Here is a 20,433-nt window from a genome sequence, read left to right as displayed (position 1 = left end):
TCGTCTCATGGTCCTGACCCGTCGCCAACTCGCTCGCGCCCGCCGCTGGCTCCCCCTGTGGAGTCTGGTGCTGGTGCTGATGTCGTTTGGCAGCCGTGCGGCCACCGATCTCTGTACCCTGACGCCCCATTGCAGCCAGAGCGAGCGTACCCTGGAAAAAGCCATGCCCTGCGGCAGCTTCACCTCGGCGCTCGCCATGACGGTGCTCACCAACGACAGCCTGACGGTTGCCCGGCTTGAGCCCGACAGGCCGACATACCTCTCTCCCTCTCTGTTCATGCCGGAGGCGCCCCTGAAGCGTCTCGAGCGTCCGCCCCGTCACCACGGCTGAGTCGAGTTTCCCTTTCCGGGCATTTCTTCTTAACCGAGGTGAGATATGTACAAGTCCCTGTTACTGGCCGTGCTGGCCGGTACCGTCAGTTTTTCTGCTCTGGCAACCGGGCAGATGACCGTCTACAAGTCCCAGTATTGCGGTTGCTGCAAGACCTGGATCAAGCACATGGAAGAGAACGGCTTTGAGGTCAAGGTCGTGGAAACCGAGCAGCTTGACCCGATCAAGCAGCAGCATGGCATCACCCCGCAGCTGGCCTCCTGCCACACCGGGGTGGTGAACGGCTATGTGGTGGAGGGGCATGTGCCCGCTGCCGACGTGCAGAAGCTGCTCAAGGAAAAACCGGCGATCCGCGGTCTGACCATTCCGGGGATGCCCCAGAGTGCGCCGGGCATGGATATTCCGGGTCAGCCCTATCAGGTGCTGAGCATCAGTGACGAGGGCGCGACCAAAGTCTGGTCGAGCTACCCCGGCTGATGGATGCTGACCGTGAGCAGACACACTTCCATCATGTGAGGCACACCTGAGCGAACCCGTGTCGCCCACGGTCAGGGAGGAGGGCCGCCATCGCGAGATGGCGGCCCTTTTTCGTCGATTTGGGGGGGAATGTCCGGGGAGCCCTTGCAACCCCGGGCGACAAGGGGCAGATTGATCGCCAATTTTTATTTTCTCAGGGACGCTTTTCCCACTGCCTGCCGGTGTGCCGTCTGGATGCGTGCAGCACCAGCGGGAGGGGCGGCCCTGTGACAGCGCAAAGGATGCGACATGTTCACCTTTTCCCGGGGGTTGCTGCTGGCTTGCCTGCTTGCTGCGCCCTGTTCCCATGCCAACGAAGAGTCCGCCATGCCTACAAGCGATACTTCCACCCAGCCTGTCATTGTCCCCCCGGTGGCTGCCAAGCACCCCCATACCCTGAAAAAACACGGGGACACGCGCGTCGACAACTACTATTGGCTGCGCGATGACGAGCGGCAGAAGCCCGAGGTGCTGGACTATCTCAAGGCCGAGAATGCCTACACCGAGGCCATGCTCGCACCGATCAAGCCGCTGCGCGAGCAGCTCTACAAGGAGATGGTGGCCCGTATTCCCCAGCAGGACGAGTCTGTCCCCTATGTGAAGAACGGCTACCGCTATCAGACCCGTTACGAGCCGGGCAAGGAGTACGCCATCTACTCCCGCAGCAAGGTGGAAGGGGACGGGGCGCCCGCCCTGCTGCTGGATGGCAACCAGCGCGCCGAAGGCCACGAGTTCTATGCCCTGGGGGCGCTCGAGGTGAGCCGCAACAACCGCTGGCTGGCGGTGGCGGAAGATTATCTCTCCCGCCGTCAATACAGGATCCAGTTCCTCGATCTGGAGAGTGGCGCTTGGGCCGCCGACACCCTCGAGAACACCTCCGGCAACCTGGTGTGGGCCAACGACAGCAAGACGGTCTTCTACGTGCGCAAGCACCCCAAGACCCTGCTGCCCTACCAGGTCTATCGCCACGAGCTGGGCACGGACCCCGCGAAGGATACCCTGGTCTACGAGGAGAAGGACGACTCCTTCTATGTGAGCCTCTACGCCACCACCTCGGAAGATTTCATCGTCATCTCCCTCTCCAGCACCACCACCAGCGAGGCGCGCCTCATTGATGCCAATGTGCCGGGCCAGACGCCACGCCTGTTCCTGCCCCGTCAGGTGGATCACGAATACAGCCTGGATCACTACCGCGGCCGCTTCTATGTGCGCTCCAACAAGGACGGCAAGAACTTCGGCCTCTATGAGACCAAGGAGAGCCCGGTGGATCGCTGGAAGGCGGTGATCGCCCCCAATCCGGACGTGCTGCTGGAGAGCTATGCCCTGTTCAGGGACTGGCTGGTGCTGGAGGAGCGCAGCCAGGGGTTGACCCGGTTGCGTCAGGTCAACTGGCAGAGCGGCGAACAGAAGGAGATCGCCTTCGACGATCCCGCCTATGTCACCTGGCTTGCCTACAACCCGGAGCCGGACACCAGCGCCCTGCGCTATGGCTACTCCTCCATGACCACGCCGTCCTCCACCTATGAGCTCGACATGGACAGCGGCAAGCGGACTCTGCTCAAGCAGCAGCCGGTGGCGGGCTTCGTGCCTGCGCAATATGCCAGCGAGCGGCTCTGGATCACCGCCCGTGACGGCGTGGCCGTGCCGGTGTCGCTGGTCTATCGCAAGGACAAGTTCAAGAAGGCAGGGGGCGGTGCAGGCACCAATCCCCTGCTGGTCTACGGCTATGGCTCCTACGGCGCCAGCATGGACCCGGACTTCAGCAGCTCACGCCTGAGCCTGCTGGACCGGGGCTTCGTCTACGCCATCGCCCATATCCGGGGTGGCGAGGAGCTGGGCCGCACCTGGTATGAAGAGGGCAAGCTGCTCAAGAAGCAGAACACCTTCAACGACTTCATCGACGTGACCGAGGCGCTGGTGGCGCAAGGCTACGGTGCCAGGGATCAGGTCTATGCCATGGGAGGCAGCGCCGGCGGCCTGCTGATGGGGGCCGTCATCAACCAGGCGCCCCAGCTCTATCGCGGCGTGGTGGCTCAGGTGCCCTTCGTCGACGTGGTCACCACCATGCTGGACGAGTCCATTCCCCTCACCACAGGGGAGTATGACGAGTGGGGCAACCCGAACCAGAAGCGCTACTACGACTACATGAAGGCCTACAGCCCCTACGATCAGGTCAAGGCCCAGGCCTATCCGAATCTGCTGGTGACCACGGGGTTGCACGACTCCCAGGTGCAGTACTGGGAGCCAGCCAAGTGGGTGGCCAAGCTGCGTGAGTTGAAGACGGATGACAACCAGTTGCTGCTCAGTACCGACATGGAGGCCGGTCACGGCGGCAAGTCGGGCCGTTTCAAGGCCTATGAGGACATCGCCCTGGAGTTCGCCTTCATTCTGGAGCTGGCCGGCAGCAAGGCGTGATGGCCGGGCCCAAATGAAATCAGCTTGTTACCAAACCTCGTTCCGGCAGCCCCGGATCGGGGTTTTTGCATCTTGGCGACAAAAGCGTCATTAACGTCGTGTTTATGCTGTTCAGTAAGTACTTCGCAATATAACGGACCAGGTTTCTAATCCTTGCCAGTCAAGGGTTGCGAAAGAATCTGGGCGTGCTTTTTATTGCTTCCCTTTGATAGTTCATGTAATTAATCTGCCCTTGAGAAATGAATGATCCGCTTCAAACTTCTCGCTATTTAAATCCGCCATTTTGCTGTTTTGTTTGATTTATGTTGGTGTTATGTGCTTAATCGGAGCGTTAATGCTTTTGAACTGACCCGTTTCTGGTCAGATCACCTCCGATCGGCATGACGCTGATTATCTCACCGCAGGATGATGGTGGCTTCTGGAAGGGCGCGTGCCGCTCGACCATTTCCTCGTACGAGGTCGTATAGGCGAGCCCGGTCTTGATGCGGGTCTGTCTCATATTCTCCCGGGAAACGGGTGAAATAAATCAATGAAAAGGATGAAGAACATGAAAGGATTATCCTTGGCGTGCGCCTTGTCGGCGGCTCTGGTCGGTGTGTCGTTTGGTGGTCCGGTGCAAGCGCAGGAGCGCTTCGTGACCATAGGCACCGGCGGTCAGACCGGCGTCTACTACGTGGCGGGCCAGTCCATCTGCCGCTTCCTCAACCGCGGCGCCGCCGATCACCAGATCAAGTGCAACGCCCCGGCCAGTGGCGGCGGCGTTGCCAACGTCAACGGCATCCGCTCCGGCGAATTCAACTTCGGCATCATGCAGTCCGACCACCAGTACAAGGCGATGAAGGGCGTCGAGCCGTTCAAGGCCGAAGGTCCGATGGATGACATCCGCGCCGTCTTCTCCCTGCAGAGCGAAGTGTTCACCATCCTGGCCCGCAAGGACGCCAAGGTAGCCAGCTTCGACGACCTGAAGGGCAAGCGCGTCAACATCGGCAACCCGGGTTCCGGTCAGCGTGACACCTTCGAAGAGATCATGGGCGTGAAGGGCTGGGACAAGTCCGCCTTCAGCCTGGTCTCCGAACTGAAACCCGCCGAGCAGGCCTCTGCCCTGGGTGACAACAACATCGACGCCATGAGCTACTTCGTCGGCCACCCGAACGGCGCCATCCAGGAAGCCTCCACCACCACGGACACCGTGCTGGTACCGGTCACCGGCCTCGAGATCGACAAGCTGCTGGCCGAGAAGAGCTACTACAGCAAGGCCGAGATCCCGGGTGGTCTCTACAAGGGCAGCCCGAACCCGACCCCGTCCATCGGTGGCAAGGCGGTGCTCTCCACCAGCGCCAAGGCCGATCCGGAAGTGGTCTACCAGCTGGTCAAGTCCGTGTTCGACAACCTGGACCGCTTCAAGCGCCTGCACCCGGCCTTCGCGGATCTGAAGGAAGCCGACATGATCAAGGTGGGTCTCTCCGCTCCGCTGCATGAAGGCGCTGTGCGTTACTACAAGGAACGTGGCTGGATGTAATCCGGCTGCGTCTTCGGATGTGCCCCGGACTCGCTCCTCCTTCGGGGGAGCGAGTCTCATTTATTGCAGTACCTACAGAGTCACACTATGCAGCAAACACAACAACAAGAGGCGTTCTCGGCCGAGGAGCTGATCGCCCAGGACGTCGGCGCCAGGCTGCCCGTCGGCCCCATGAGCTGGATCATCGCGGGTCTTGCGCTGATCTGGTCCCTGTTCCAGCTCTGGATTGCCTCGCCGCTGCCCTTCTCCCTCGGCATCGGCGTCCTCAACGACACTGAAACACGCTCGATTCACCTGGCTTTCGCCATCCTGCTCGCCTACCTGGTGTTCCCCGCCATGCGCAGCTCACCGCGAGACAGGGTTCCCCTTGCCGACATCGCCCTCGGCCTCGTCGGTGCCGCCGTCGCCAGCTATCTGTTCGTCATGTACCAGGAGCTTGCCCAGCGTCCCGGCAACCTGACCACCATGGACTTCGCGGTGGCCTGCGTCGGCATTCCGCTCCTGCTGGAAGCGGCCCGCCGCGCCCTGGGCCCGGCCCTGGCGGTCATCGCCATCGTCTTCCTGGCCTACAGCCTGGCCGGTCCCTGGATGCCTTCCCTGCTGGCCCACCGCGGGGTGAGCCTGCATGCGCTGGCCAACCACCAGTGGATCACCACCGAAGGGGTGTTCGGCATCGCCCTCGGGGTCTCCACCAGCTTCGTCTTCCTGTTCGTGCTGTTTGGCGCCCTGCTCGAGCGTGCCGGTGCGGGCCATTACTTCATCCAGCTCGCTTTCAGCCTGCTGGGTCACCTGCGCGGCGGCCCGGCCAAGGCGGCCGTGGTCGCCTCGGCCCTGACCGGCGTCATCTCCGGCTCCTCCATCGCCAACGTGGTGACCACGGGCACCTTCACCATCCCCATGATGAAACGGGTCGGTTTCTCCAAGGAGAAGGCCGGCGCGGTGGAAGTGGCCTCCTCGGTCAACGGCCAGATCATGCCGCCGGTCATGGGGGCTGCTGCCTTCCTGATGGTGGAGTACGTGGGCATCCCCTATGTGGAGATCATCAAGCACGCCTTCCTGCCGGCGGCCATCTCCTACATCGCCCTGCTCTACATCGTGCACCTCGAGGCGCTCAAGCTCGGGATGCAGCCCATAGGCAACCGTCAGCCGCGCCCCTGGCTGCGTCGCCTGACCGGCTTCGCCTTCGGTGCCGCCCTCATCAGCGGCCTCTCCATGGCGGTCTACTACGGTCTGGGCTGGCTCAAGCCGGTACTGGGTGACTATGCCCTGCCGGGGATCAGCGTGCTGCTGGCCGTCGCCTACCTGGGACTGCTGAAGATCGCCGCGAGCAACGCGCCGCTGCCGGCGGAAGACCCGGACAAGCCACTGGACGAGCTGCCCGAGACCCGCGCCGTGCTGCTCTCCGGCCTGCACTTCCTCCTGCCCGTGGTGGTGCTGGTGTGGTGTCTGATGGTGGAGCGCCTCTCCCCCGGCCTGTCGGCCTTCTGGGGTTCGGTGATGCTCATCATCATCCTGCTGACCCAGCGACCGCTGCTGAACTGGCTGCGCACCGACGGCAAGCATGACTACGGCTCCTTCACCGATGGCGTAGTGGACCTGCGCGAGGGGCTGATTGCCGGTGCCCGTAACATGATCGGCATCGGCATTGCCACCGCCACTGCCGGCATCATCGTCGGGGCCGTCTCCCAGACCGGCGTCGGCCTGGTGCTGGCGGATCTGGTGGAGTTCCTCTCCATGGGCAACCTGCTGCTCATGCTGATCCTCACCGCGCTGCTGAGCCTCATCCTCGGCATGGGGCTGCCGACCACTGCCAACTACATCGTGGTATCGAGCCTGCTGGCGCCGGTGATCGTCACCCTGGGTCAGCAGAACGGCCTCATCGTGCCGCTCATCGCGGTGCACCTGTTCGTCTTCTACTTCGGCATCATGGCGGACGTGACCCCGCCGGTGGGGCTGGCCTCGTTCGCCGCGGCCGCCGTCTCCAAGGGCGACCCCATCAAGACCGGGATCACGGCGTTCTACTACAGCCTGCGTACCGCGGCGCTGCCCTTCCTGTTCATCTTCAACACGGATCTGCTGCTGATCGACGTGGACTTCGCCCACGGCGTACTGATCTTCTTCGTGGCCACCATCGCCATGCTGATCTTCGCTGCCGCCACCCAGGGCTTCTTCCTGGTGAAGAGCCGCTGGTACGAGAGCGTGCTGCTGCTGCTGGTGGCCTTCACCCTGTTCCGTCCTGGCTTCTGGATGGATCTGCTGCACGACCCGTATCGCGACACCGCCCCGGCCGAGCTGGTCCAGACCATGGGGCAGGTGGAGGCCGAGAGCACCCTGCGCCTGCGCATGGAAGGGGAAGATGCGGTGGGCAAGTTGCGCCGCTTCACCGTGCTGCTGCCGGTGCCGGAGGGCGCCAGTGGCGAGGATCGTCTGGCCAAGCTGGGGATCCAGACCTATGAGCAGGAGGGCAAGATCCTGATCGACACCGTCACCTTCGGCAGCCAGGCCGCCGATCTGGGGCTGGAGATGGATCAGCAGATCCTGAGCGTCAAGGCGCCTACCGAGCGCTGGCCCAAGGAGCTGATGTGGCTGCCGGGCTTCCTGCTGTTCGGGGCCGTGGTCTGGCTGCAACGCCGCCGGGTCGCTCGACCCTGACCATCACCCAATAAAAAACGGCGCCTTCGGGCGCCGTTTTTTATGCTGGGCTGTGATGCCAGCCGCTTCGGGCCATCAGTCCAGGGCATCAGTTGGACTGGGTCTGCTTCTGTTTTTGCAGTTGGTCGAGGGTCTGCTGCTCCTGCGGGCTGAGGCCAAGCTGCTCGCAGGCCTGTTCAAAGCTGATGCCAAGATGGCACATCATGATGTCGATAGCGGGCAGGTAGTTGGTCATAGCGTCTTCCATGGTGATCCTCCAGAACTGTCTCTTATGCCCGAGGGCGGGGATGGGGGCAATTAGACTTTAGGTGTAGGGTGCCATCTGCTTCAGCCTCTGCCACTGGCCAGGGGAATTTGCTACTCTTGCGGGCACTAAAGAGGTTGCCGCCCCAGGGCGAGCAGCCGGTGAGGAGCAGGGCATGTTATTGAGTTTCTTGATCATCGCATCGGGCTGGTGGCACATCCGCGCGGCTTACGGCTCAGACTCCCGTCAGTTCTACATCAGCAAACCCCTGACCATGCTGTTCATCATCGCCCTGGCGTTTGGCTACCAGAGCGACGATCACAACGGCTCCCACGCCTGGATCCTGCTCGGTCTCTGCCTGTCGCTGGCGGGGGACGTGCTGCTGATGCTGCCACGGGATCGCTTCATCCAGGGGCTGGCGGCATTTTTTGTCGCTCACCTCTGCTACATCGTCGGTTTCGCCCAGGGGCCCCTGGTGCTCAAGCTGGTGGACGGCCTGCTGCTGTTGCTGGTGGCTGGCATGGTGTTCGGGCTCCTGTGGGGCCAGCTCGGCGAGATGAGGATCCCCGTCTTCTGCTACATGCTGGTGATCATCGCCATGGCCTGGGTGGCCGCCGGTGCCTGGCATGCCTCTCTCACTGCCGGCAGCGCCGCCGCCCTGGTGGGGGCGCTGATGTTCCTCTTCTCCGACAGCATGCTGGCGCTGGACAGATTCCGCCGCCCCTTCCCCCATGCCACGGCCTGGATCATGAGCAGCTACTTCGCGGCCCAGTTCCTGATCGCCGCCTCCCTGGCGGGCTGACCGGCGGGCAGCCATGAAAAACGGGCCTTCTGGCCCGTTTTGCTATGTGCTCCCCACCTTTCACGCTTCGACCGGTTCTGCGTCAGGGGCCCTCGGGGCCGGCTGCTTGAGCAGCAGCATCAGGGCGCTGGCGACGAGCAGGAAGATACCCATCACGTAGAACACCTGGTTGTAGGCCATGATGGCCGCCTCGCGGCTGATGGTGTTCGACAGCATGGCCCGGGCCTGCAACTGGGCCTGCTCCGGCCCGGCTCCCTGGGCCATCATGGTCTGGGCCAACTGCATCAGATAGGCCTGCCCCTCGATGCTGGTGGCGGCCAGGGTGCTGCCGATCTGGCTGACATGAGTCCGGGTGTCGTTGTCGATCAGGGTGGCGATGATGGCGATGCCGAAGGCGCCCCCCAGGTTGCGCAGCACGTTGAGCAGGGTCGAGGAGGAGGGGATCTCGTCCGGCGTCAGGCTGGCGGTCGCCACCAGGGAGAGGGGCACCATGATGAAGGGCTGCCCCAGGGCCCGCACGATGAGGGACTGGATCAGCTGGGGCCCGGCGTAGTCGGCATTCATGTTCACGTTCATGAAGCAGCTGATGGCGAAGACCAGAAAGCCGAAGCTCACCAGATAGCGCGGATCTATCTTGTGGGTCAGCTTGGGCACCAGGGGGAGCACCAGCAACTGGGGCAACCCCATCCACATCAGTACTTCACCGATTTCCAGGGCGTTGTAATTGTGGATCTGGGTCATGTAGAGGGGCAGCACATAGATGGAGCCCATCAACCCCATACCGAGCACCAGGTAGGCGAAGCAGGCCAGGGCGAAGCGCGGGTTGTGCAGCAGCCGCAGGTTGACCAGGGGGTGGCGGCGCAGCAACTGGCTGATGACGAAGAACACCAGGGCCACCACCGAGATGACGGTGAGCCGCACGATGAAGCTCGAGCCGAACCAGTCCTCCCGGTTGCCTTCTTCCAGCACCACCTCCAGGAGGCCGAGACCCACCGCCATGGTGAGGATACCGATGAGATCCACCCGCTTGATCACCTCCCAGTCCACCGGCTTCCTGTCCAGTCCGTGGGCCAGCATGGCCATCACCAGCAGGCCGGGCGGCACGTTCAGATAGAAGATGTAGTGCCAGGACATCTGCTCCGTCAGCCAGCCCCCCAGGGTCGGGCCGATGGCGGGGGCGAAGGTGGCGCACAGGCCGAACAGCGCCATGCCGGTGGCTCGCTTGTGCAGCGGCAGCAGGCTGACGATGAGGGAGAAGGCCATGGGGATCAGGGCCCCGCCGGTAAAGCCCTGCAGCGCCCGAAAGACGATCATGCTGGTGAGGTTCCAGCTGAACGAGCAGAGCACGGAGGCGACGATGAAGGCGCCCGTGGTCCACAGCAGGTAGCGCCGCACGCTCAGTCCCCGGCTCAGCCAGCCGCTCAGCGGAATGGCGATCATCTCCGCCACCAGATAGGAGGTGGAGATCCAGGAGCTCTCGCTCAGGGTGGCCGAGAGCGCCCCCTGAATGTCTTTCAGGGAGGCGTTGGTGATCTGGATGTCGAGGATGGCCATGAAGGCGCCGATGAGGCCCCCCATGACCGCGATCCAGTTGCGGCGTGGTATGGCGTCCATCAGTGGGCGGCCACCACGGGATCAGGGGTGCGGGTGTCGACGATCACCTCGGTGGAGAGGCCGGGCAGCAGCTTGCCCGCCAGGGCGCCCGGATCCGGGATACGGATCTTGACCGGTACCCGCTGCACGATTTTGGTGAAGTTGCCGGTGGCGTTCTCCGGCGGCAGCAGGGCGAACTTGGCGCCGGTGGCCGGAGAGAGGCTGTCGATGATCCCCTCGACCGGTTGATCCGGATAGGCATCCAGGATCACCTCCACCTTCTGGCCCGGCTGCATGTGCTGCAACTGGGTCTCCTTGAAGTTGGCCTCGACCCACACCTGGCTCAGTGGCACCAGGCTGGCCACCTGCATACCGGACTGGACGTAGAGCCCTTCCCGCAGGCTGCGCTTGCCGATGATGCCGTCAGCCGGGGCTCGCAGCTCGGTGTAGCCGAGTTCCAGCCTGGCTTGTTCAAGCTGGGCTTCGCTCAATGCCAGCCTGGCCTGGTTCTGCTTGGCTTCGGCATCCAGCACCAGCAGCCGCTCGCGGGCGGCCTGCAAGGCGGCTTTGGCCTCCAGTGCCTGGGCCTGGTTGACCTGCAAGCCGGCGCGCACCTCGTCCAGGCTGTCCTGGGAGCTGTAGTGACGCTCATTGAGCTGGCTGACCCGGCGCACCTGCTGCTGGGCCCGGACCTGCTCGGCATTGGCCGAGCTGACTTTTGCCTCGGCCTGGCGGATGAGGCTCAACTGCTGGATACGGGTGGCGGCGAGGTTATCCGCCGTCGCCTGGTTGAGGTGCAGATCGGCCTCGGCCTCCGCCACCTTTGTCCTGTACTCGCGGTCGTCGAGCCGGGCGATGAGCTGGCCGGCCTTCACCGCCTGGTTGTCGGTCACCAGTACTTCGCTGATGTAGCCGGAGAGCTTGGAACCGATGCCGGTCACCTCGCTTTGCAGGTAGGCGTTGTCGGTGCTCTCGAAGTAGCGGCCATGCAGATACCAGTAACCGGCAAACAGCAGGCCGAGCAGGGCTAGCACCAGGGCGGCCAGCAGGGGGATCTTCTTGTGTTGACTCATGATATTGGTTTTCCTGAACTGTGGCGGGCAGGCTAACATCGTGCAACTGTTTCGATTAGTATCCATTCATGAGATATACAGTTTCACTGGTGAAACAATGGACCTGAATGCTGCCTTAATCCTCGTTCGTATCGTCGACAAGGGCTCCTTTACCGCCGCTGCCCAGGAGCTGGGCATGACCAAGGCGACGGTGAGCCGCCGCATCGCCGAGCTGGAGCAGCGTCTCGGCGCACGGCTGCTCTATCGCTCCACCCGGCAGCTCACCCTGACGGAAGCCGGTGAACAATATTATCTACGCTGCAGCAAGGCGGTGGAGGAGCTGGCCCAGGCCGAGCTGATGCTCAGTGCCAGCCAGCAGGAGGTGACAGGGACCCTCAAGCTGGCGGTGCCCATCGAGACGGGACAGCTGGTGGTGGGGAGGCTGGTGGCGAACTTCCTGCAAGCCTATCCGGGCATGAAGGTGGAGCTGGAGCTGACCAACCGCATCGTGGATCCCATCAGCGAGGGGCTGGATGCCATCGTGCGGGTCGGCGACATGAGCGACTCCAACCTGGCGGCGCGGCGTCTCTGGAGCACCGAGCGGCTGCTGTGCGCCAGCCCGGACTATCTGGCGCGCCACCCGGTGATCCAGAGGCCCGCCGATCTGGTGCATCACGAGCGGATCGCGGTCAGCACGGGGTTCCTCGCCTCGCACTGGTGTTTCGAGCTGGATGATCGCGAAGTGCTGGTGGATCCCCCGTCCCGCTTCCAGGTCAACAACATCACCTGTGCCAGGGAGGCGGCGAAGGCGGGGCTGGGGCTGGCTTCCCTGCCCGCCATGCTGTGCCATGATGAGCTGGCGAACGGGACACTGGTCTCCTTGCTGCCGGAGTGGCAGCAACCCAGGGTACCCATCTACCTGCTGTTTCCCGAGCGGCGCCTGATGCCGCGCAAGCTGAGGGCATTCATCGATTTTCTGGTGGCCAACGGCCCGGCTTACGGCATCGACAAGCTGCTGTGAAGAGCCCAATGCGGCGATGATTGAACTGGCAAGGGTTTCGAGGACAACGTATGGATCAGTGGATTAACTTGTATCGCGCCTCTCACTCCCTGGAGGCGCATGCCCTGAAAGGGGCCTTGGAGGTAGAGGGAGTCAGGGTGCGCCTCAGCGGCGAAGGGCTCTCCGGCGCGCTCGGGGAGCTGCCGGTGGATCTGCTGCAAGTGACCCTGATGGTGAACGAGCGGGATCGTCAGCGGGCGGGCCGGATCATCGAGCGCTACCAGCAGCGCCAGGGCAACGGCTGGCTGTGCGGCCAGTGCGGGGAGGAGAACGGCGCCAACTTCGATATCTGCTGGCGCTGCCATCACGATCCCCAGGATCATTGAACGCCCCTCGCGCCCTCAGCGCAGGGTGAAGTCGATGTCATCCCCCGCATGGGCATCGTGGTAGGTGGCGAGATCCAGCTCCTTCTCGCTGCGGGCGATGAGCACGGAGACCAGGATGTCGCCGGAGACGTTTACCGTGGTGCGCGCCATGTCGAGGATCCGGTCTATGCCGGCGATGAGCGCCACCCCTTCCAGCGGCAGTCCCACGGCAGTGAGGGTCAGGGTCAGCAGCATGAGCCCGGTACCGGGTGTGCCCGCCGTGCCGATGCTGGCCAGCGTGACGATGCTGATGATGGTCAGGTAGTCCACCAGATGCAGATCCACCCCGAAGGCCTGGGCCACGAACAGGGCGGTGACCCCCTGATAGAGGGCTGTGCCATCCATGTTGATGGTGGCGCCGATGGGCAGCACCTTGGCGGTGATGGCGGGGGAGACCCCGAGCCTGCGTTCGGCGCAGGCCAGGCTGATGGGCAGGGTGCTGCTGCTTGAACTGCTGGTGAAGGCCACCGCCTGGGCATCGACGATGCTCTTGAAGTAGTGCAACGGGTTGAGGCGCGCCATCAGGAGCAGCAGGCTGCTGTAGACGCCGAGCACGTGAAGCAGGCAGCCGAGGTAGACGGCGCCGATCACCTTGAGCAGCGGCAACAGCAGGCTGACGCCGTACTTGCCGGTCATCCAGGCCATCAGGGCGCAGACGCCATAGGGGGCCAGGGCCATCACCATCTGGGTCAGCTTGAACATTCCCTCCGCCAGAGAGGTAAAGAACAGGATGGCGGGGCGGCCGCGTCGCCCGGTGGCGTTGAGGGCGAGAGCGAGGGCCACGGCGAACACGATCACCTGCAATATCTTGCCATCGCCCATGGCCTGCACCGGGTTGCGCGGCACCAGGTGGCTCAGCACGCTGGCCAGGGTAGGTTGCTGCGCCATGGCGCCCCGTTCATAAGGACCCATATTGGCGCCCATGCCCGGTTCCAGCAGCCAGCCCATCATCAGGCCGATGCAGATGGCGACGGCGGTGGAGCAGAGATAGAAGCCGATGGCCTTGCCGGCGATGCGGTCGAGCCGCTTGCCCTTGAGCAGGGCAGTGAGGCCTGCCAGGACGGAACAGAAGATGAGGGGCACCATCAGCATCTGGATGGTGTTGACGAACAGGACGCCGATGGGCTTGAGCAGCAGGGCCTGCTCGCTGAAGCAGAGCCCCAGACCTATCCCGGTCAGCATGCCGAGCAGGGTCTTCAACCAGAGCGGGCGACGGGTCCAGATCCGCCAGGGTTTGAAGACCAATCCATGGAACAGCATGACGCCAATGTCCTTATTTTCTGTCTGCGGTGGCAAAAAGGGGCGACAGTGTAGCCATCCCCCCGTCAGGTTGCCACATTATCGACAAAGCGGCGCTCACGACCAGCCCGCTGGCGTTAAAAAAGGCGTTTTGTTGGCCTATATCAAGAACCCTCTCCGGGCTTCGAGCTTTAATTGTCATCTGACATGATGATTAAAGAGGTTCGAGATGTCCCAATCGATACACGGTCACGAAGTGATGGAGATGATGCTGGAGCAGGAGAGTCCGTTTACCCGGGCCAGCCTCAGGGCGGCGATCGCCTCGCGCTTCGGTGCCGAGGCCCGGTTCCACACCTGCAGCGCCAGCGAGATGGACGCTGACGCCCTGATCGACTTCCTGGCCAGGCGCGGCAAGTTCATCGACTCGGAGTCAGGGTTCCAGACCCGCGCTGACAAGATCTGCAACCACGGATGATCGCCAGTGGCGAGCGCGGTGGGGCGCTCGCCGAATCCCGCCACCTTTGTTATATTTCGCCCTCCTTCCCCTCTTGTTGAAAGGTTCTGCCCGGGCGCTCTATGGACACATTCTCCGCTGCCGTCATGCTGTTTCTGATCATGGATCCGCTGGGCAACCTGCCGGTCTTCCTCTCCATCCTGCGCCATGTCGACCCCAAGCGTCGACGCAAGGTAATGCTGCGGGAGCTGTTGTTTTCACTGGTGATCATGATGGGCTTCCTGTTCGCCGGTCAGCAGATCCTGAGCTTCCTCAACCTGCGTCAGGAAGCGGTCAGCATCGCGGGGGGCATCATCCTCTTCCTCATCGCCATCAAGATGATCTTCCCGAGCCCCGGTGGCGTGACCGGGCTGGCGGCGGGGGAGGAGCCCTTCCTGGTGCCCATGGCCATCCCCATGATTGCGGGCCCCTCCATCCTGGCTTCCCTGCTGCTTCTGGCTAACCAGGAGCCGACCCGGATGGTGGACTGGTCATTGGCCCTGCTGATGGCCTGGGGGGCCAGCGCCGTGATCCTGATGTTCTACGAGCTGTTCAACAAGCTGCTGGGTGAGCGAGGACTCACGGCGGTGGAGCGGCTGATGGGCATGCTGCTGGTGATGATCTCGGTGCAGATGCTGCTGGACGGGGTACACCACTATCTGGCGGTGACGGGTCAGAACTGACGGGGCGAATGCTGATGTCAACGTGAAACGGGGCTTCTTGAGCCCCGTTTTTTTTGCGCGTCAGGCGGCAGCGGCCGGGCCGTCCGCCGAGGTTTCCAGCTTGCCCATGATGAGAGCGAGCAGGGTCTCCCGCAGCCAGCGATGGCCCGGATCCTCCTCGTGGCGCTGATGCCAGATGAGCAGGTGGGAGATGCTGTCCAGGGCGATGGGCAGCGGCAGCGGCACCAGGGGATAGACCTGGGTCGCGTGGCGGGCATAGAGCCGGGAGAGGGTCACTATCATGTCCGAGTGCATGCCCATGCGCAGGGCCGCCTCGAAGGAGGGGACGGTCGCCTCGATCCGGCGATAGAGATCCTGCTCCGCCAGCTTGTGATCCAGCATCCAGCGATCCCGCCCTTCGCAGTAGGTCTGCACATGGGGGTAGGCGAGGTAACGGGCGAGATCCCACTCGGGCTCCTGCAAGGCAGGGTGATCCCGCTGCACCAGGCAGGTGAGATCGTCGATGGTGAGCAACCGCTGGCAAATGGCGTTGGGCAGGGTGTCGAGGCGAAAATCCGAATTGATGCAGTTCTCCCGCACCGTGAAGGCGATATCCACCTGGCCCTGGCTCATCTCGGTCAGGCTGTGCTCGGTCCACTCCTCGTAGCGCAGGCGGATGCCAGGAGCCTGACGCTTCAGTTCGCTCAGGTAGAGGGGGGCAAACAGGGTGAAGGCGCTGTCCATGCTGGCAATGACGAACTCCCGCTCCGTGCTGGCGGGATCGAAGTCCGGCGGCTGGATCAGGTTGTCCAGGGAGAGCAGTATGGGCTGCAGTTGCTGCTGGAGATCCAGGGCGCGCGGAGTGGGATCCATCCCGTAGGCCGAGCGCACGAACAGGGGATCGTCAAAGGTCTCCCGCAACCGTCCGAGGGCCTTGCTGACGGCGGACTGGCTCAGGTGCAAACGGCGTGCAGCCCGGCTGCCGTTGCGCTCTTCCAGCAAGACTTGCAGGATTATCAACAAATTAAGGTCTATGCGTGCAAGCTGTTCCAGCAACATGATATGAATCCTCTTCAATTCCTAGATGAATATATACCATTTGTTTTCATATCTTGGCGATCCTATGCTCGACGGGTCTCTCGCCCTGGTGGCGGCTGGTACAGGATGTAGCGGTTGAGGGGACAAGTAGCACCGACTCATACGGCGGCCCATGGTCGCCGTATTTTTTTGCGCCTCGTCGCCGTTTTTGCGCGATTTTTTCGCCAACTTGCACCTGCCTTGATTTTGCCCAACAATCGATACGCTTTCTTTTGATACAACCTCCAGGTATCTAACAGTCAGGAGTCTCCCTATGGGACTGGGTGGCATTCATATCTGGCATCTGCTGATCCTGCTCGTGGTCGTCGTCGTGGTGTTTGGCAGCAAACGCCTGGCTGGCGCCGGTGAGGATCTGGGCACTGCCATCAGGGATTTTCGCAACGCCTTGCGCGACGATGACAATATCCGGAATAAGTAGGAGTGAACGTATGTCTGTAGACGAGAAAGTGGAACTGAACGAGACCTGTGACAGTTGCGGCTGTTTCGCCGAAATTGGCACCATCATCGGCGAAGGTGACGACGTCATGGAGCTGGTGATCGAGGCCGCTGCAGAAGCCGACGCCCGCGAGAAATTTGCAGCTTACGAGGCGCTGGCCAAGCAGGTCACTGCCGAAGCCAAAAGCAGCAGCGAGCTGAGCCGGGGCCCGGATGGCGTGATCCTGAAGGCCCGCCTGCAATTCACCTGCACCGCCGAGAAGCTGATCTTCGAGATGCGCGCCCGCTCCCTCTGAGATCGTGATGACACGGCAGGCTTGCCTGCCGTCTTGCTCTGCCCCTCGCATTTTCCCTCCCTTTGCGTTGTATAGTGAGTTATCCCACGGACGATCCGTTTTCCGTCCGGCATGCGCCGATCGGCAGAAGATCCCGCGACGCCCCATGACTTGGCGCAGGCGCCTTCTCTGACAGACCCGACGGTGCGCACCGGCCCACAGCGAGGTGGTTAAATCATGATGCGGCGATGGATCTGGGCCCTGCTGGCTCTCTGTTCTCTCCCTCTGCTGGCGGCAGATCTCAAGCCGCAGTTGCTGCCCCAGGCCGGTGATCTCGAACACATCCTGCAAAAAAAAGAGCTCAGGGCCCTGGTGGTCTATGAGCGGGGGTTTTTCTTTTTCGACAAGGGAGCCCAGTACGGCATCCTGGTCAATCAGCTTCAGGGATTCGAGCGCTGGTTGAACCAGACCTACCTGGCCAAGGAGAAGCTCAAGCTCAAGATCATTTATATCCCGGTGCGCCAGGACAAGCTGCTGGACTATCTGGCCGAGGGGCGCGGGGATCTGGTGGCCGCCAACCTGACGGTCACCCCCACCCGGCGCGAACAGGTGACCTTCTCCCAGCCGCTGATCGCCCCCATCGAGGAGTGGGTGGTGAGCCAGCGGGAGCTCCCTGCCTTCAATCGCATCACCCAGCTGTCCGGCCGGCGGATCTGGGTGCGAGCCAGCTCCAGTTATTTCGAGAGCCTGCACCAGCTCAACTGGCTGTTTCGGGAGCTGGGGTTGCCCCCGGTCTACATCGAGACGGTTCCCGAATACCTGCAGGACGGGGACCTGCTGGAGATGGTGTCAGCCGGGATCATTCCGCTGACGGTCACCGACAGCTTCAAGGGGCGGATCTGGCTCGACATGATTGGCGGCCTCAAGGCCCACAGGCTGATTCCGCTGCGGGACAAGGGGCGAAGCGCCTGGGCCCTGCGCAACAACAGCCCGGAGCTGCTCAAGGCGGTGAACGCCTACATCTCGGAGTCGAGCAAGCGGACCCTCTACAGTGACATGACATTGCGCCGCCTGCTGGCGCAGAGCGACCGCATGAGCAACATACTGGCGCCGGACCCGCTGGGGCGACTGTCGACCATTCGCAAGGTACTGGAGGCCCAGGCGGACAAGTATCAGCTGGACTGGCTGATGCTGGCCGCGCTGGCTTACAAGGAGTCGGGGCTCAATCCCAATGTCGGCTCTCACCGGGGGGCCGTCGGCATCATGCAATTGCTGCCGAGTACCGGCAAGGAGGTGGGGATCCGCGGCGCCAGACTCACCAGTCTGGAGGGCAATGTGGAGGCGGCCTGTCGCTACATGCGGCTCATCCTGGACACCTACTTCAATGATCCCGGGATGGACAGGCTCAATCGCCATCTGTTCGCCCTGGCCGCCTACAATGCGGGTCCGAACCGGGTCCAGGCATTGCAGGCCAAGGCGGCCGACAAGGGGCTGGATCCGAACGTCTGGTTCGGCAATGTGGAGCAGCTGGTGGCCAACGACGTGGGCCAGGGGCCCATCAACTACGTTGGCACCATCTACAAATACTACGTGGCCTACCGTTTCAGCCTGCCCCAGCTGGAGGGCAAGTCAGAGGCCATCGAGGCGGTGCAGCCCTGAGCCTGTCAATGCTGGCCGGGGAGGGGATCCTCGTGATGCTGCGCAAGGGGTTCCCAGCCCAGATCCCGGTGCTGCTGGTACCAGGGCATCAACAGCCTGGCCGGGGTGGGATCCGGTTGGCTGGCATGGGGTCTCTGACTGAGAGAGGGGTGGTCGCGCAGTTCCATCATCGGCTCCTTGACACTGGGCTATCGGGTCGGTTGTCTGGGTTATGCCACCATCAGATGACAGGGAGATGACCCTTGATCCCCGCCGACTTTGCCTTGCTCGCCGATCCCGGCGCCGCCCTGAAGGCCCGATGCCAGTTGATCCGCCAGGCTCGCCACCGGATCCTCGCCCAGTATTACAGCTGGGAAGAGGACAGCAGCGGCAAGCTGCTGCTGGCGGAGCTGGTGCGGGCGGCCCGGCGCGGAGTGGTGGTGCAACTGCTCATCGACGATCTCTACGGTGGGGAGAACCGCTTTCTGGAGGCGGTGGCGGCGGAACCGGGCATCGAGGTGCGCCTGTTCAACCCCTTCTGGCTGCGGGGCTGGCGTCCCCTTACCTTGCTGCTGGAAGGGGTGCTGAGCTTTCGCCGCATCAATCACCGGATGCACAACAAGCTGCTGCTGGTGGATGGCAGCCAGGCGGTGATCGGCGGGCGCAATATTGGTGATCGTTACTTCGGGCTGGGGATGCCGCCTCACTTCATCGACCTGGATCTGGTCTGCCGCGGCCCCCTCTGTCAGCAGGCCGAGCAGGGGTTCGCGCTGTTCTGGCACAGTCGCTGGAGCCACCCGGTCCGTCGCCTGTTGAGACGCCCCTTGCTGCCAACCGAAACCCGGGCCCTGAACGATTTCCTGCTGACCCTGACCGACCCCGCCATGGCGGCCGCCTATGATCTGCCGGCCACTCTGTTTGATGAGTGCCCCGTTCCCCTTTGCTGGCATCCAGGGCGAGGGCAGTGCTGGTTCGATCGCCCCGGCAAGGGGCTGGTCGCCCGGCCGACCACGGCGCCCCTGCTGGGACGCATGCTGGCGAGCAATCAGGGGACCCTGAGGTTGGTGAGCCCTTACCTGATCCTGACACGGGGGCTGCGTCGCCGGCTCAAGGGGCAGCGACGGCAGGGGGTCGACATCGAGATCCTGACCAACTCCCTGGCCAGCACGGACGTGCCCCTGGTCTATGGCGCCTATCGACGTCACCGCCCCTGGCTCGAGCGTCAGGGGGTCAACCTGTTCGAGCTGACGACGGAGGCGTTCAGTCTGCATGCCAAGCTGATCCTGATGGGGAAGGAGGAGGCGCTGCTCGGCAGTTTCAACCTGGATCCCCGCTCCCTGATGCTCAACACCGAGTTGATGCTGCATCTCCATAGCCCGAGGTTGTGCGACGAGTTGCAGCAACTCATCGATGGCTGGTTGCAGCAGGCCGTGCACCCGGTGGCGGCGTCCCCCTCTGCATGGCGGCGCCTGCTGGCGCAATTGAGCGATTGGTTACCTTTGCATCGTTGGTTGTGAGTGGGATCCGCCTTGTGCGAGATCTCGCAAAGCCTTGTGCGCCTTCGAGGATAACGTTTGCCATCCAAAAACGGGACTGGATTGCATCGTATTGTTTTTAATCGATTTATATTAAGGGCGCCGTAACAATCCAGGCTCCTCGACTGCATAGAGGTGCGTGTAGAACGGTTTTTTATTTTATTTAACTGCGTAGTATCTCGAGTGCAAGGACAAACACGGCGGCTGGTCTGCCGTGTGGGTGACGGCAACAGGGGAAATGGGCCAACCGGATTGCTCCGGCAGGCGAGGCGGATCGGGAGCGGAAACCCGTGATGCCAGACAGACCCCCGTGGTTGCGGGAGCCCAATATGGAACATGCTATTTGCGAGGGGGTGACATGCGAATGTTGCCCCATTTTTTTGGTTCTTCGCGGGATCTTGGGGAAGTGGAAGTTGACAGACAGGGTGCTGGTAAACTGGCTGTCTCCAAACACACCACCACCATCACCCTGCTGTCGCCGTGCATCATATTGATATTGCCTCCTTCTG

General features: G+C 62.7%; 20 protein-coding genes. 14 read left to right on the top strand and 6 right to left on the bottom strand.

The features are described 5' to 3' along the window. Positions 1-7: 7 nt before the first annotated feature. The 5 genes from C3418_RS16205 to C3418_RS16185 all read left to right on the top strand — a co-directional run bounded on the left by C3418_RS16205 (position 8) and on the right by C3418_RS16185 (position 7,433). On the top strand, positions 8-331 hold the full coding sequence (locus C3418_RS16205) for a hypothetical protein (protein ID WP_069652338.1): 324 nt from the start codon (positions 8-10) through the stop codon (positions 329-331). Positions 332-376: 45 nt separating this feature from the next. Next, entirely contained in the window at positions 377-808 is a 432-nt protein-coding gene (locus C3418_RS16200; protein WP_010672577.1) for a DUF411 domain-containing protein, read from the top strand. A 288-nt stretch (positions 809-1,096) separates the two neighbouring features. Continuing rightward, positions 1,097-3,262, top strand: a complete 2,166-nt coding sequence (locus tag C3418_RS16195; protein ID WP_103858880.1) for a S9 family peptidase — start codon at positions 1,097-1,099, stop codon at positions 3,260-3,262. 547 nt (positions 3,263-3,809) lie between these two features. Further along, a complete protein-coding gene (locus C3418_RS16190) occupies positions 3,810-4,781 on the top strand; it encodes a TAXI family TRAP transporter solute-binding subunit (protein ID WP_103858884.1) in 972 nt (323 codons plus the stop codon). Positions 4,782-4,868: 87 nt separating this feature from the next. After that, positions 4,869-7,433 carry a TRAP transporter permease gene (locus C3418_RS16185; RefSeq protein ID WP_103858879.1) on the top strand — a complete coding sequence of 855 codons (2,565 nt, stop codon included), beginning with the start codon at positions 4,869-4,871 and terminating at the stop codon, positions 7,431-7,433. Between the two features lie 88 nt (positions 7,434-7,521). Here C3418_RS16185 and C3418_RS16180 read toward each other — a convergent pair whose 3' ends face one another. Continuing rightward, on the bottom strand, positions 7,522-7,680 hold the full coding sequence (locus C3418_RS16180) for a hypothetical protein (RefSeq protein WP_005332188.1): 159 nt from the start codon (positions 7,678-7,680) through the stop codon (positions 7,522-7,524). 172 nt (positions 7,681-7,852) lie between these two features. Between C3418_RS16180 and C3418_RS16175 the strand changes: the two genes are divergently transcribed. Beyond that, positions 7,853-8,479 (top strand): lysoplasmalogenase, encoded by a 627-nt coding sequence (locus C3418_RS16175; protein ID WP_010672583.1) that lies wholly within the window; start codon positions 7,853-7,855, stop codon positions 8,477-8,479. 60 nt (positions 8,480-8,539) lie between these two features. On the opposite strand, the gene C3418_RS16170 is transcribed toward C3418_RS16175, so the two are convergent. Together C3418_RS16170 and C3418_RS16165 are read right to left on the bottom strand one after the other, a co-directional pair. Next, positions 8,540-10,093, bottom strand: coding sequence for a DHA2 family efflux MFS transporter permease subunit (locus C3418_RS16170; protein ID WP_042864576.1), 1,554 nt, complete (start codon positions 10,091-10,093; stop codon positions 8,540-8,542). Beyond that, a complete protein-coding gene (locus C3418_RS16165; RefSeq protein ID WP_039040403.1) occupies positions 10,093-11,145 on the bottom strand; it encodes an HlyD family secretion protein in 1,053 nt (350 codons plus the stop codon). Before C3418_RS16165 ends, C3418_RS16170 begins: the two co-directional genes overlap by 1 nt. Before the next feature lie 97 nt (positions 11,146-11,242). Between C3418_RS16165 and C3418_RS16160 the strand changes: the two genes are divergently transcribed. Both C3418_RS16160 and C3418_RS16155 read left to right on the top strand, forming a co-directional pair. Then, entirely contained in the window at positions 11,243-12,145 is a 903-nt protein-coding gene (locus C3418_RS16160; protein WP_010672586.1) for a LysR family transcriptional regulator, read from the top strand. A gap of 50 nt (positions 12,146-12,195) precedes the next feature. Further along, positions 12,196-12,510: a DUF2007 domain-containing protein gene (locus C3418_RS16155; RefSeq protein ID WP_010672587.1), complete on the top strand. Its 315-nt coding sequence runs from the start codon at positions 12,196-12,198 to the stop codon at positions 12,508-12,510. 15 nt (positions 12,511-12,525) lie between these two features. Here C3418_RS16155 and C3418_RS16150 read toward each other — a convergent pair whose 3' ends face one another. Then, positions 12,526-13,809, bottom strand: a complete 1,284-nt coding sequence (locus tag C3418_RS16150; protein WP_041214291.1) for a dicarboxylate/amino acid:cation symporter — start codon at positions 13,807-13,809, stop codon at positions 12,526-12,528. 208 nt (positions 13,810-14,017) lie between these two features. On the opposite strand from C3418_RS16150, the gene C3418_RS16145 reads away from it, so the two are divergent. Together C3418_RS16145 and C3418_RS16140 are read left to right on the top strand one after the other, a co-directional pair. Continuing rightward, entirely contained in the window at positions 14,018-14,263 is a 246-nt protein-coding gene (locus C3418_RS16145) for a YecH family metal-binding protein (protein WP_039040405.1), read from the top strand. A 101-nt stretch (positions 14,264-14,364) separates the two neighbouring features. Then, positions 14,365-14,964, top strand: coding sequence for a YhgN family NAAT transporter (locus tag C3418_RS16140; protein WP_010672590.1), 600 nt, complete (start codon positions 14,365-14,367; stop codon positions 14,962-14,964). 60 nt (positions 14,965-15,024) lie between these two features. Here the strand turns inward: C3418_RS16140 and C3418_RS16135 are convergent, their stop codons facing one another. Continuing rightward, complete coding sequence (locus C3418_RS16135; protein WP_010672591.1) at positions 15,025-16,002, bottom strand: LysR substrate-binding domain-containing protein; 978 nt, start codon at positions 16,000-16,002, stop codon at positions 15,025-15,027. Between the two features lie 292 nt (positions 16,003-16,294). On the opposite strand from C3418_RS16135, the gene tatA reads away from it, so the two are divergent. The 3 genes from tatA (at position 16,295) to C3418_RS16120 (ending at position 18,410) form a co-directional block, all read left to right on the top strand. Further along, entirely contained in the window at positions 16,295-16,459 is a 165-nt protein-coding gene (tatA, locus tag C3418_RS16130; protein WP_010672592.1) for a twin-arginine translocase TatA/TatE family subunit, read from the top strand. Between the two features lie 10 nt (positions 16,460-16,469). Beyond that, positions 16,470-16,772, top strand: coding sequence for a YfcZ/YiiS family protein (locus C3418_RS16125; protein WP_010672593.1), 303 nt, complete (start codon positions 16,470-16,472; stop codon positions 16,770-16,772). Between the two features lie 216 nt (positions 16,773-16,988). Next, entirely contained in the window at positions 16,989-18,410 is a 1,422-nt protein-coding gene (locus C3418_RS16120; protein WP_010672594.1) for a lytic transglycosylase F, read from the top strand. Between the two features lie 5 nt (positions 18,411-18,415). Here the strand turns inward: C3418_RS16120 and C3418_RS24425 are convergent, their stop codons facing one another. Then, entirely contained in the window at positions 18,416-18,580 is a 165-nt protein-coding gene (locus tag C3418_RS24425; RefSeq protein WP_158656233.1) for a hypothetical protein, read from the bottom strand. A gap of 72 nt (positions 18,581-18,652) precedes the next feature. Between C3418_RS24425 and C3418_RS16115 the strand changes: the two genes are divergently transcribed. Further along, positions 18,653-19,906 (top strand): phosphatidylserine/phosphatidylglycerophosphate/cardiolipin synthase family protein, encoded by a 1,254-nt coding sequence (locus tag C3418_RS16115; protein WP_103858878.1) that lies wholly within the window; start codon positions 18,653-18,655, stop codon positions 19,904-19,906. The last annotated feature ends 527 nt before the right edge of the window (positions 19,907-20,433 follow it).

Source organism: Aeromonas sp. ASNIH8 (genome assembly GCF_002919855.1).
GTDB classification, from domain to species: Bacteria; Pseudomonadota; Gammaproteobacteria; order Enterobacterales; family Aeromonadaceae; genus Aeromonas; species Aeromonas caviae.
This window is presented reverse-complemented; position numbering and strand designations above follow the sequence as displayed.